The sequence below is a fragment of the Parasphingorhabdus litoris DSM 22379 genome (genome assembly GCF_020906275.1).
In the GTDB taxonomy this organism is placed as follows: Bacteria; Pseudomonadota; Alphaproteobacteria; order Sphingomonadales; family Sphingomonadaceae; genus Parasphingorhabdus; species Parasphingorhabdus litoris.
On sequence record NZ_CP086727.1, the window covers coordinates 1,242,965 to 1,255,908 of the forward strand.

Annotated in this window: 12 protein-coding genes and 1 tRNA gene; 4 read left to right on the plus strand and 9 right to left on the minus strand. The window is 51.4% G+C overall.

Annotation, left to right across the window (positions count from 1 at the left end):
• Positions 1–83: 83 nt before the first annotated feature.
• Both BS29_RS05995 and BS29_RS06000 read right to left on the minus strand, forming a co-directional pair.
• On the minus strand, positions 84–1,556 hold the full coding sequence (locus BS29_RS05995) for a TolC family outer membrane protein (protein ID WP_229956304.1): 1,473 nt from the start codon (positions 1,554–1,556) through the stop codon (positions 84–86).
• 42 nt (positions 1,557–1,598) lie between these two features.
• Positions 1,599–2,252, minus strand: a complete 654-nt coding sequence (locus BS29_RS06000; protein WP_229956305.1) for a protein-L-isoaspartate O-methyltransferase family protein — start codon at positions 2,250–2,252, stop codon at positions 1,599–1,601.
• 240 nt (positions 2,253–2,492) lie between these two features.
• Between BS29_RS06000 and BS29_RS06005 the strand changes: the two genes are divergently transcribed.
• Positions 2,493–2,566: transfer RNA gene (locus tag BS29_RS06005), tRNA-Cys, on the plus strand.
• 55 nt (positions 2,567–2,621) lie between these two features.
• Here BS29_RS06005 and BS29_RS06010 read toward each other — a convergent pair.
• A complete protein-coding gene (locus tag BS29_RS06010; RefSeq protein ID WP_229956306.1) occupies positions 2,622–4,043 on the minus strand; it encodes a helix-turn-helix domain-containing protein in 1,422 nt (473 codons plus the stop codon).
• 199 nt (positions 4,044–4,242) lie between these two features.
• On the opposite strand from BS29_RS06010, the gene BS29_RS06015 reads away from it, so the two are divergent.
• A complete protein-coding gene (locus tag BS29_RS06015; RefSeq protein WP_229956307.1) occupies positions 4,243–5,835 on the plus strand; it encodes an isocitrate lyase in 1,593 nt (530 codons plus the stop codon).
• 73 nt (positions 5,836–5,908) lie between these two features.
• Here the strand turns inward: BS29_RS06015 and BS29_RS06020 are convergent, their stop codons facing one another.
• The 6 genes from BS29_RS06020 to BS29_RS06045 form a co-directional block, all read right to left on the minus strand.
• Positions 5,909–6,841 carry a hypothetical protein gene (locus BS29_RS06020; protein ID WP_229956308.1) on the minus strand — a complete coding sequence of 311 codons (933 nt, stop codon included), beginning with the start codon at positions 6,839–6,841 and terminating at the stop codon, positions 5,909–5,911.
• Entirely contained in the window at positions 6,814–7,737 is a 924-nt protein-coding gene (locus BS29_RS06025) for a tetratricopeptide repeat protein (RefSeq protein WP_229956309.1), read from the minus strand. Before BS29_RS06025 ends, BS29_RS06020 begins: the two co-directional genes overlap by 28 nt.
• Positions 7,738–7,897: 160 nt before the next feature.
• The gene (locus BS29_RS06030) at positions 7,898–8,722 is read right to left on the minus strand and encodes a matrixin family metalloprotease (protein WP_229956310.1); all 825 of its coding nucleotides are present in this window, start codon (positions 8,720–8,722) and stop codon (positions 7,898–7,900) included.
• Positions 8,723–8,816: 94 nt separating this feature from the next.
• Positions 8,817–9,143 carry a hypothetical protein gene (locus tag BS29_RS06035; RefSeq protein WP_229956311.1) on the minus strand — a complete coding sequence of 109 codons (327 nt, stop codon included), beginning with the start codon at positions 9,141–9,143 and terminating at the stop codon, positions 8,817–8,819.
• 118 nt (positions 9,144–9,261) lie between these two features.
• The gene (locus tag BS29_RS06040; RefSeq protein WP_229956312.1) at positions 9,262–9,543 is read right to left on the minus strand and encodes a hypothetical protein; all 282 of its coding nucleotides are present in this window, start codon (positions 9,541–9,543) and stop codon (positions 9,262–9,264) included.
• 262 nt (positions 9,544–9,805) lie between these two features.
• On the minus strand, positions 9,806–10,351 hold the full coding sequence (locus BS29_RS06045) for a DsrE family protein (protein ID WP_229956313.1): 546 nt from the start codon (positions 10,349–10,351) through the stop codon (positions 9,806–9,808).
• A 151-nt stretch (positions 10,352–10,502) separates the two neighbouring features.
• Here BS29_RS06045 and BS29_RS06050 point away from each other — a divergent pair, with 151 nt between their 5' ends.
• Both BS29_RS06050 and cydB read left to right on the plus strand, forming a co-directional pair.
• Positions 10,503–11,936 carry a cytochrome ubiquinol oxidase subunit I gene (locus BS29_RS06050; protein ID WP_229956314.1) on the plus strand — a complete coding sequence of 478 codons (1,434 nt, stop codon included), beginning with the start codon at positions 10,503–10,505 and terminating at the stop codon, positions 11,934–11,936.
• 5 nt (positions 11,937–11,941) lie between these two features.
• A complete protein-coding gene (gene cydB / locus BS29_RS06055) occupies positions 11,942–12,937 on the plus strand; it encodes a cytochrome d ubiquinol oxidase subunit II (protein WP_229956315.1) in 996 nt (331 codons plus the stop codon).
• The last annotated feature ends 7 nt before the right edge of the window (positions 12,938–12,944 follow it).

The window sequence follows — 12,944 nt, forward strand, 5'->3', positions numbered from 1 at the left end:
AGCTTGTGACTATCACATTTCCTTAGCGCATGAACCACAAGATCGGCAACTATTTGCCAGTAACATTGCTATTCGCTTTTGTTTTATTTGGGCAAAGGCTCGACATCTGCCGTTTGGGCTGGTGTATCGACAGTTCGGGTCGCTATTGGTTCGGGGTTGGGATCAGACTGAAAATCATAGAACTGGTTCTTAACCCGATCATAATTGACCTGTGGGTCATAGAGCGGGCCGCCATCGAGGCCCAAGTCGCGTGCTTCGGCACGACCCATTGCGGCCAATAGTGTAAAGCCTGCAACATAGCTGTTGCGCCGCGCCGTCACTAGTTGCACTTGGGCATTGAGCAACTCTTGCTCTGCGTTCAAAATATCGAGGATGGTCCTATTGCCAACGCTATTTTCGGCACGGACGCCTTCCAGAGACAAAGCACTGGCTGCGACCGCTCGCTCCGATGACTGGATCACCCGTTCCGATGCACGCCAGCTGGAATATGCGGCGCGGGTTTGTGCAATGATATTGCGCTCCGTTGCAATGACTTGCTCATAAGCTTGGCCGGACCTCGCCTGGGCCTGGCGTATCTGTGCTGCCGGACGTCCGCCTTGATAGATTGGAATGGTTAGGCGTACACCGGCTTCTGCATTGGATTGTTCCTGTGATGCCCGTGGACCTAGCCGTGGATCCGGCGGTGAATCAGGATCACGGCGGTCCAGTGTGTTTAGAAAGTTTATATAGGTGCCTTGCACATAGGCTTCGACGGTTGGTTTGACTGCACCTCGCGCCCGTTTAACATCAAACTCCGTGGCAACACTCCGTTCCTTAGCTGCCAGCAAATCAGGATTAAATTGTAGAGCAATGTTCACTGCTTCATCTGGTGCTTTTGGCAGATTTGGCAAGGGAGGAGGAGGTTGCAATTCGCCAGGAACCTGCCCAACCAAAGCAATATAATTTTCTTTACTGGTGATCAGATTGGCGCGCGCGGTTTCCAATTCGCCTTTTGCAACCTCCAGCCGTGATTCGGACTGCGCAACATCGGTACGGGTAAGATCACCTATCTCAAAACGATCGCTGGTCGCCTCCAGATTGACCGCCAGAACGCCCACATTGGCACGATTAAGCCGCACAACGGCTTCATCACGCATTACGTCCATATAGGCTGCGACGACGTTGCTAAACAGGCTAGCCTCGGTTCCCCGCAAATCATATTGGCCAGCCGCCACACGCGTTTTTGCGGCGCGTACCGCGTTTTTTACTCTGCCGCCCGAGTATACCGGCACACTCAAATCACCAGAAGCCGTGACCCGCCGAAGAGGAGCTGTAAAGCTAATCGCATTACGCAGAAAGTCCTCTTGAAAGCCAAACTGGGAACCTGCATTTGGGCGACCATCCGCCTTAGCGATGGGAACATTCTCATCTTCAGCGCGCTGCCCCGCCTGAGCACCAGACAAGGTTGGATTGGTTTTATAGGCTGCGATAAAAGCTTCGCGGAGCGTATCAGCATGAGCCGGAGTGGAGAGGGTTGCGAGGGCGATAGCACCCAGCAACAAACTACGCTTACTCATTGAAAAACTCTCCCTAGGAATCGTTGCAGAAACAACGGCATATTAGAAATTGAAACTCTTGGCCTGTTCGAATCCTGGCAGGGTAACTCCGCCGCAATCGGCGAAATATTGATAGCCAATCTTGTCTCCCCCTTTATATCCAATTGCCAGACGCGCCACGCCGTTATCCATAACGGATCCGACCAGACGACCTTCGGGAGCCAATTGATCCGCAAGTGCTGTTGGAATGGTATCTACGACGCCGTCGATAATAATGGCAGAATAAGGTGCTTGTGCTGCAAAACCCTTTGCATGATTGCCTTTCTCTACCTGGATATTCTCCAGACCTTCGAGATTTGCTTTAGCCTTGGTGGCGAGTTTGGAGGACTGTTCCACCGCAACAACCGATCCTGCCAACTGTCCTACAACTGCGGCTGTGTAGCCCGTAGCAGCACCAATCAGCAAAACTTTATCGTCTTTGTTCAACTCAGCACTATTCAATAATCGACCCGTAGCTAGCGGCGTGTTGAGGGCGCGGTCATCACCAATTTGAACACCGCGATCGGAATAAGCAACATTACGTGATCCAGCAGGAACAAAATCTTCCCGTGCAACATGACTCATCGCAGCTATGACACGAGGATCATTGACATCGGTTGTCCGCAATTGGCTAACGACCATTGCCTTGCGCATTTCGGCGAAATTTTCCTGACCCACTATATTACCTTCAACGTGATTAATGTTAGTCTATGCCACTCCTGTATTATTTAAGCAATACAGCATGGATATAATTTGACAGCTTCTAGCCGCACTTGTCGTTACAGCCAAGACGGATTTCGGCGATTTTCGTCATATGGCGAAATTTTCATAATGACCCAATATGGGCACATGGAGCTTAGTTTGCATGAACTTTGGGTTGACATTGGCGGAAAAGCGAAGCAATTGCGCCCCCTCTCCGGCCCGATGGCGGAGTGGTGACGCAGCGGATTGCAAATCCGTGTACGCCGGTTCGATTCCGGCTCGGGCCTCCAGACATTTTCTAATGTCTGCAAAATCTATCTAAACGGCAGTCTTTTCAATCGACACTTAGCTGTGAGAAAATCCAAAAGGTGTATTTGATTGGCGATTGTCGTCAGATAAAATCTGCCGTCCAATAGGTGGTGCGGATCGCGCCCGGCATTTTGTACGATGGCAAAGGCGGCAGGTTACGCCAATAGGTGTTGCATTTTCTGCGCTAATATCGGGCTGATCGCGTGTATAGATAAGGCGGTCTGCATGTTCTGCTGCACAACCCAGTGCGATAGCGCGTTCAACTTGTTGTGCTCCAAAGGCGCCTCCGCCGGCTGTTACGGTGCGGGCGATTGAGAAAAATCTCTCACCATCAGGCAGCTCAAGCCACTGGGTTACGACCTGTCTTGGAGTCCGGAACGCTTGATGCACAGACCAAAGAGGACAGGCGCCCCCGTGACGAGCAAATGGAAATCCAGCGCCATCCAATCTTTTTGAGACATTGCCTGCGGGATCAACCCGGATGAAGAAAAAGGGCACGCGTTCCTGACCGGGTTTCTGCAATGTGGTTAGTCGGTGGGCTGTCTGTTCGAAACTTGTGCCGAATTGGCGAGCGAGTGCTTCGACATCGTAATGACGCTGTTCCACAGCCTTAGCGAAGGCGGAGTAAGGCATGAGTAATGCGGCTGCCGCATAGCCGGACAGAGCCCTTCGCGTCAGTCTCTCACCGCTGTCTGTCGCAAAGCTACCTTCTTTGAGGACGTTATCTATCTCTCCGTTTAATTCGAGATACGAGAGTTGTAGAGCGAGCTGAAACCGCTGGCTGGCGTTATCCAACTGATCATCAATCAATATCTGACGCCTGTGGCGATCCAGTCGCCGTGTTGCTCCCATCATCACATCAGCAGGAAGCCGGCGCACTTTAAGCCCATGTTTTTCCTTCAGGTAGACTGCCATGCTTTCCTGACTGCTGACAGTTTCTGCCAGGCGTTCGGCAGCATCATCGATATTGGAGAAACTGTTTCTCCGAGCAGCAAGAAATCTCCGCGCTTGTGCGACAGGATCTGCCGCATCCGGATCAACACTGCTTCCATCAGCACGGGGACCAGTATCTTTGTCGGCTAAGGCCAATTGTTCTTCACGATACGCCGTGTAAAGGCGCAACATTGCTTCAGTGAAACCAGGATAGCTGATAGCGACATCGGCAGTGTCGAGTTGCGGAAAATCGATATCTGCAAACATCGGATCTTTGAGCACTGCCTCTAGCCGCGCGGTATATTCCTCACCGCCATCGCCGGCCAATTCCGCCATGTCGATCTTATAGGTTCGGGCGAGACGCAGCAGCATGTCGGCGGTAAAGGGCCGTTGATTGCGCTCTAGCAAAGCGACATAGGATGCTGAGATTTCGAGATCGGCGGCCATGTCGGCCTGCGTAAGGCCGAGATCGCGGCGAAGCCTTTTCAGACGAGGCCCCATATAGACCGGGCGTTCACTGGACATGATGGACTCTAGGCATATGGATTTCGAATCACCTCTTTGTAATATCCTTACAACTATACAACAATATTTTGTAAAGCGTTACAGTTAAACTTCACAACGCTTCGGACCCGGCTCTACGCGGCGTAAGAAGGGACATAGCTATCGTGAACAACGATTCGCGAACACCGCTAAATTGCCGAATTTTTAAAGGAGCATGACCATGTCATATCAAGAATATATCAATCAGACGAACGCGCTGATCCAAAAGCAGAACGGAACTTGGGATGGTATCGACTCTGAAGCCGTTGCCCGGATGCGCTTGCAGAACCGTTTCCACACTGGCCTCGATATCGCCAAATATACCGCAAAAATCATGCGTGAAGATATGGCTGCTTATGATGCTGATCCCGCCAACTACACTCAGTCTTTGGGTTGCTGGCACGGCTTTATCGGTCAACAGAAGATGATCTCGATCAAGAAACATTTCGGTAATACGAAACGCCGTTATCTTTACCTGTCGGGCTGGATGGTTGCCGCTTTGCGCAGCGAATTTGGTCCGCTTCCTGATCAGTCTATGCACGAGAAAACATCTGTGCCTGCACTGATTGAAGAGCTTTATACCTTCCTGCGTCAGGCTGATGCCCGTGAACTGGGCGGCTTGTTCCGCGATATTGATGCGGCGCGCGATGCGGGTGATGTCGTGACTGAAAAACGACTGATGAACGAAGTTGAAAACCATCAGACCCACGTTGTTCCGATCATCGCTGATATTGACGCTGGCTTTGGTAATGCAGAGGCAACCTATCTGCTCGCCAAGAAAATGATCGAAGCCGGTGCGTGCGCCCTTCAGATCGAAAACCAGGTGTCTGATGAGAAACAATGCGGTCACCAGGACGGCAAAGTCACCGTGCCACATGAAGACTTCCTCGCGAAGGTTCGCGCCTGTCGTTATGCGTTCCTGGAACTCGGTGTTGAAGATGGAATCATCGTCACCCGCACCGACTCTTTGGGCGCTGGTCTGACCAAACAGATCGCAGTGAGCAATGAGCCTGGCGATCTCGGCGACCAATATAACAGCTTCCTTGATTGCGAAGAAATTGATCCGGCGACGGCGCAAAATGGAGATGTTATCCTGAACCGTGATGGCAAGTTGATGCGTCCGAAGCGTCTGCCCAGCAATCTCTTCCAGTTCCGCGCCGGAACCGGTGAAGATCGCTGCGTACTCGATTGTATCACCTCGCTGCAAAATGGTGCTGACCTGCTGTGGATCGAGACCGAGAAGCCGCATGTTGAGCAGATTGCCGGCATGGTAGACCGGATCCGCGAAGTCATGCCGAATGCGAAGCTGGTTTATAACAACTCGCCATCATTTAACTGGACGCTGAATTTCCGTCAGCAGGTTTATGATGCGTGGGCAGCCGAAGGCAAAGATGTCACCGCTTATGACCGTACAAACCTGATGAGCGTTGAATATGACGGAACCGAATTGGCAGCCGATGCCGATGAGCGTATCCGGACGTTCCAGGCTGATGGTGCAAAACGGGCTGGTATTTTCCACCACTTGATCACGCTGCCAACCTATCACACGGCCGCTCTATCGACCGATAATCTTGCGAAAGAATATTTCGGTGAACAAGGCATGCTGGGTTATGTTCTTAACGTTCAGCGCGAAGAAATTCGCCAGGGCATTGCTTGCGTGAAGCATCAAAACATGGCCGGTTCCGACATTGGTGATGACCATAAGGAATATTTCGCCGGTGATGCAGCCCTGAAAGCAGGCGGCGCCGACAATACGATGAACCAGTTCGGATAATTGTCGGATTACAGATGAAATAAAAGCGGCCCGGGGATCCAATCTCCGGGCCGTTTCTTTGTGATATGACGTGCTAGTTCGCCGTTTTCTGCAACGCAGCCTTGAGTATTTCCGGATCATATAGCGATAGATGCTGCGTCTGGGTTACGAGCTTTTGTGTTTTGAGGAAGCTCCGTTCCCACTGGTTCGAAGCCTCGTCGAAGCCCTTGTTTTCCTTAAAATTCTGTAAGTCTCCGAGTCCCCGACTGGCTGAAACAATCGCACGGCGCTGCCGGGTGAGAGCTTTTCCCACATAGCGCTCATGGATAAGCCCAAGTCGATGGCGTGCGGATGCCAGCAGCAAATGTGATAATTTCAGATCATTTCGTGCTCGCGCGTCTTTTGCAGCCTGCACAGCCTGGCCAATCGCCATCAACTGACTTTCAACCGATACCGCTACGCGCCCTTTACCGGGATCGACAGTTAAAGAACGCACATAATGGGAAAGGGCAGCAAGAACAGATTGTGTCGGTTCTTGTCCGTTAAACTCCTCCACGATCAGGTCGCGGATGAATGTCTCCAGCTCTTGACTGTCAGTGGCGCGAGAGACCTTGCCCGGAGCTGTCAGATCCGGAATCGCCACCGGATCGAAGATTGCATTGCCGCGATGGGAGCTGAAAAAGCTGTTCGTGACATCGGCTGTTCCCGGATCGCCAGACACATTTGGGAATAGAAAAGCGGGATTGTCCCGGCCGTTTTCATGACAGCTGGCGCAGGACAGGCCAGCCTTCGCCGCCTGACCGCCCAACAAAGTTGGTGTGTGGAACAGGGCCTCTCCCACAACCATTTGCTGATCGCTGGTTGCCGCAGTGCGCAGTGGTTCAGTCGTCAGCGCTGACAGATATTGTGCGGGATCAAGCCATGCCATGGCCTGAATTGGCAGGCGATCGGTGGCCTGTGCAACTGCTGCACAGGTCAAACCAATCGCCGCGCTATACTTTAGGAAACGGACGCTTCGCCAATCCACCGGCGCAATTCCTCGGCTTCATAGCATCCGAAACTACACAGGCTTTCCAGCCGTGCCAGTTTCTTCTTGGCTCCGGCAATATCCCCGCGTTCCACCATCAATTCTCCGTAATATTCAGTGGCACCGAGATGGTCGGGAGCAACGGCTAGCGCTGCCTGATAATATTGCTCGGCAGCTTCGAATTTTTTGAGCTTTCGATTGGCAAAGCCAAGATAAGTCAGAATGTCGGGATGCGGGCCAAAGGTTATTGAAGCCAGCTGCAGCTCCGCAATGGCCTCGTCATATTTCTTTTCATTGATAAGAGCGACAGCACCCATATAGGCTAGATCACCAATTTCGTTGCTGACAAAATCGATATTGTTAACAGGATTATAGCTTGCTGAATCGCTGCCATTCATGGCCGCTTTCACTTCGGCAATCGCTTTGCTCAGCTTGTCCTTTTCCTTGCAGCCGTTGCCACATGCGCTATCCTTGGCAGTTAGCTTGTTGAGCGAAGCTGTAGCCTTATCTGTCATGTCCAGCTTGTGATATGTGATTGCAAGATCACGATGTGCTTCGATTAGATTGCTGTTATACTTAACTGCTTTTTCCAGCGGTTTACGTGCTTTTTTATAGTTGCCCTGTTCAATATAGCTAACACCAAGCAGATATTGTGCACTGGCATTACGCGGTGCCACGCTGAGCGAGCGTTTGAAGGATCTGACGGCCTTTTTGTGATCTTTGGCTCTGAGGGCCGCCACTCCCTTTTGATATTCGGCTGATGCATCATATTTCGGAGCGCTATTGCTGGGTGCTGAGCCACCTCCGCCACCACCGCCTGCGGCGATGGCTGAACCTGGATTGAAGCTGAGTGCAGTTGCTGCTCCCAGAATCGCGACTGATTTGAAAATATGCATGCTGTTTCCTCTTCCGCTTGAAATTGACCTAATAGCATAAACATGCCCAAGAGCCTAAATTTGCCCGATGTTCGATAGTTCGGGAAATCACGGCAGAAAGTTACAGAATCAAGGTGAGGGGATCAGTATAAAGAATTCCGCGCTGAAATCTCCGTCCAGATTAAGGCGGGCTTGCGTTTGTGATCGAAGCGCTTGGTGGACCATATAATGATTGGCACCCCGCGATGTCGTCGGGAGCCAAGAACCGCTGTGGACCGGAATAGCTGGGGAACATCAAGGCGCCTCTCTGACGGCTATGTCCCAGGCCAATGGCATGACCAAATTCATGAGCGGCTACGGTCAGAAAATCGATGCCCTGGGTATCGCTGACGTTGCAGGTCCAGTTTTCATCATCATCAAAATGGGTGTCGCCCGCCAGCGGGCCGCCATTGGGTGGTGGGAAATAGGCATGTGCCAATACACCTGATGCGCCGTCAAATGGGTTCCCGTCGCCATGTTCCCCCGTTGCAAACTCGATCTCAATATCGACAGTTCCATCGGTGCTGACAGAGAAGCGGAGATCGCATTGCTCTGACCATAAACCAAAGGCAGCAGTGACATCACGCTCAATATCCGCCTGCGCCATCTTGGTTGAAAAGCTATTGAACCTATATGTAAGGTCGGAATTGTCCCATCGACTGATCGCCGTAAATTCTGCACTCATGGGGAGGATATCTACAAAGCCACAACGGGGTCTTGCCATTTCGCAGAGTGTGGCTTGATCTACTTTTCCAGTCGCCGGCAAGCCGAAACAGCATTGATAGAGCCGAACAGCTTTTTCGGTGGCATCATCATATTCACCATCATGCAGCTCACCAAAACGGTCTTGAAGATACCCATAGTACCGAAGATAAGCTTGGATATTTTGGATCTCATCGCCTGACATGTCACGAGTGTAGAGCATGTCATTAAGCGACATTTGCGAGATATTGGGGGGTGTCGTCATAGGTCTCACCTCTTGAAAAGAGTGTTGGCCCCGATCGTCACCCCCGAAATATCCCTGGGCATTTGTTGCGACCCAATGCCCGGTTATCGGAAAATTATTCCGATTTTTCTGTTTCGCTTTCGCCAGCGGTAGCTGTTGTCGCGTCATCTGTTGCGCTATCTTCACCTACCGGAGGGATCGCTTCATTTGCGTCTGGCAATATTTCATCAGCTGGCGCTGCACCTCCTTCAAGGCCGCCAGTTGCTGGCGCGCTATCGTCCAAAGGTCCCGTATCTACAGGCTCTTCCATTGGTGAAGCATCCATTCCCGTACCATCTTCCAAGCCATCAGCGGCAGGGTCTTCTGCCGGTGGTGCATCGCAAGCGGCAAGCGCAAATATTGCAGGCGTCAAAATCAATGCTGGTTTCAATAGTTTTTTCATGAGCTCTCTTCCTTGTCAGAGATATATGTGGCGGCCAACCGAGCAGGGAGGGAGAATTGCTCAAGCTGGCCGCGCACGTTAGGCACATTTCAGGCTGATTGGGCCCTGTATGTTTTACCTATTTAGGGTCAGGCGCACCGTCACCATCTTGGTCAAACGCATCTGGGGCACCATCACCGTCTGTGTCCCAGCTGTCAGGTTTGCCATCGCCACGTTGGTCCCAAGCATCCATCACACCATCACCATCTGTATCGATGGTTGCTGGTGCCGCCTCGGGGGCTGGAGCTGCTTCTGTTGCGCCTTCTTCTGGTGCTTCAGCGCCAGCATCTTGTGCGAAACTAGGGGCAGCGATTAGTGTAGCAGCGCCAAAAGCAGCTGCGATCATTGGCAGTTTTTTCATTATACTCAACTCCATTGTTAACCCCCTGCCTGACTAAAAAATGGTGGTTATCGGGCGACATTCCAGAAGTTAGCGGCAAGCGGAACAGCCTGTGCGATCAAGTGAAAAATGGCTTAAATTCGTCGGAAATGTGGTGCAATCTGCCTCGATTTTCTGATTTGGATGAACGCCCGACGACTCAGAATCTATACAATCCTGGGCAGGAACACATGAGATGCGAGCCTGGTGGCGAAGATGTTTGCGACAGCAATCAAATGCCACTCTAGAATGGATTGAGCGTATATCCTTGCTGCTGCAATAACGCATGTGCCGTCATTGCTGACAGATCCATTTTGACACCCGGCAATAGATCGGCGTTTGTAATCTTATGTGCTGCGGCGCTTTGACCACATAGGCGAAATTCCACGCCATGTTTTTGAAGCTGGGCAATGGCATCGGCGCTGCCATTAGTCGCACCATCATTGCGGGTGCCATATAGTTGCTGTTTCGTGAGATCCAGCGCCGCTCCTCCATGGACGACAATGGCAATTTTGATATTTTCGGCAGGAACGCCAGCCGTGACATGCATATTAATGAACCGAGCGGCGCTTTCGATTGTGCGATTGAGTTTTCCTGCTTCGGCTTTCTTGACGACATCAAAAGCAATGCTGAACTGCATGTCTTTGGAAAGAGGTGCATCAGTTTGAACCGCTGCAGTCGGTCCGTAGTCTTCAAAGACAGGTCCGGTTTTGAATCCTTCCAATTGTGCAAAGGCGGGATTTGAGATCGCCAAAGCTGAAACAAGCAATGTGACTTTATAAAGTTTCATATTTCGTTGTCCTGTCTTTGTTCGGATTGCGTGTCATGCAACTGCAATATTCTACTTATCAAGCGCCCCAACATTGTGAAAGAGCGGTTTCATCTCTATTTGAGCCGCAACATATTTGAAATTCGGTCTACCTTAAAGGAGACACTCGAAGATGTTTGAGCAGTTTGATGCCGTTATGCTGGCACGCATTCAATTTGCGTTTACGATCAGCTTTCATTTTATCTTTCCGGCTTTTTCGATCGGTCTGGCGAGCTATCTTGCCGTGTTGGAAGGCCTTTGGCTTAAGACTGGCAAGCAGGTTTATATGGACCTGTTCAAATATTGGTTGAAGATTTTCGCCGTTACTTTTGCAATGGGCGTGGTTTCCGGCATTGTGATGTCTTATCAGTTCGGAACCAACTGGGCTGTTTTCTCCGATAAAGCCGGACCAGTTATTGGTCCGCTCATGGCCTATGAAGTGCTGACCGCGTTCTTTCTCGAAGCTGGTTTTTTGGGCGTTATGCTGTTCGGGATGAACAAGGTTGGGAAAAAGCTCCATTTCACTGCGACTCTAATGGTGGCTATCGGTACTTTTATTTCTGCCTTCTGGATATTGAGCGTGAACAGTTGGATGCAGACGCCGACCGGACACGAAATTGCAGCAAATGGTCAGTTTGTACCAGGTGACAGCTGGTGGGATATCGTATTCAATCCCAGCTTTCCGTATCGATTGTTCCATACGCTTATGGCCACCTATTTGACGACGGCCTTTGTAGTTGGGGGTGTTGGCGCTTGGCATTTGCTGAAAGACAAGACCAATCCCCATGCCCGTAAAATGTTCTCCATGGCCATGTGGATGGCGGCTTTGGTTGCTCCGGTTCAGATTTTCGCCGGTGACTTGCACGGTCTAAACACGTTGGAGCATCAACCCGCAAAGGTTATGGCGATGGAAGGTCACTATGACAGTTATCCTGATGGCGCGCCGCTGATCCTATTTGGCATACCGAACAGCGAAGAAAAGCGGGTGGATTACAAAATTGAAATCCCCAAACTATCTTCGTTGATCCTCAAACATGATCTGAATGCTCCGCTTGATGGCTTGGATACGATTCCGGATGCGGATGAACCGCCTGTGGGCATGGTCTTCTGGTCGTTCCGGATCATGGTGGGAATCGGTTTTGCTATGCTCGGCATGGGGTTGTGGAGCCTGTTCGCGCGATTCCGCAAGACGCTCTATGACTGGCCGTTCCTGCACAAGGCCGCGATCGTGATGGCGCCATCTGGATTTGTAGCGGTCATAGCGGGATGGATTACAACTGAAGTCGGGCGTCAGCCTTATACGGTCTATGGCCTGTTGCGTACCGCTGATAGCGTGTCACCGCTTGCCGCCCCTGCCGTAGCAGCATCATTGATTGCTTTCATAATCGTCTACTTCGTGGTTTTTGGTGTGGGCACATGGTATATCATGCGGTTGATGAGCAAGGTACCGGAAGTGGGTGAGAAAGGCGTCAAGTCAACCGAGGCCGGCCCTGTGCGCACCGCTGGCATCATGCCTGGCCCCGCTCAACAAGACGCACTTGCTCTTGAGCAGAAGCCAACGGAGTAGAGGTCATGGATTTAACCGTCATTTGGGCTTTCATCATTGCTTTTGCGGTCTTCGCTTATGTTGTGATGGATGGGTTTGATCTCGGCATTGGTATATTGTTTCCGGCTTTTGCAGTCGGCGATGCACGAGATCAGGCAATGAATAGTATCGCTCCGGTTTGGGACGGAAACGAAACCTGGCTGGTGCTTGGCGGTGGCGGTTTGCTGGCGGCGTTCCCGCTAGCATATGCCATCATATTACCAGCGACTTATCCCTTGATCATTATCATGCTCTTGGGGTTGGTTTTTCGCGGTGTTGCGTTTGAATTTCGCTGGCGTGACCCGGATCATCGCGCGTTTTGGGATTTTGCCTTCACTGGCGGTTCTCTCGCCGCCGCTTTTTCACAGGGCATGGTATTGGGCGCATTGCTGCAGGGCATAGAGGTCGCAGACCGGGCTTATGTCGGCAGCTGGTTTGACTGGTTTACTCCTTATACCTTGCTCACCGGGATCGGAACGGTTGCTGGCTACGCGCTGCTCGGCGCAACTTGGCTGATTTGGAAAACCGAAGATGATGCGCAGGCGACCGCATATCGGCTTGCGAAACCCGCAGCCATTGCGACATTGGGACTTATGGCTGCTGTCAGCCTTTATACGCCTTTCCTGGACGGACAATATTGGGCCCGCTGGTTCGAGATGCCCAATATCCTTTTCGCAGCTCAAGTTCCTCTGCTTGTTCTTATCCTGACCTATTTCCTGTTTCGTGGATTGTATAGGAAGCAGGAGGCAGCACCATTCTTGCTCTCGCTTGGCTTGTTTTTCCTTGGCATGGCGGGGCTCGGAATATCAATGTTCCCGTATATTGTGCCAGATCAAGTGACGATCTGGGATGCCGCCGTTCCGGAAAGTAGCCAAATTTTCATGCTTATCGGAGTAGCCTTTACCGTGCCTTTGATTCTTGTCTACACAGGCTGGGCTTATTGGGTCTTTCGCGGTAAGGTGGGCTCGGATGGGTATCACTGATGCCGCT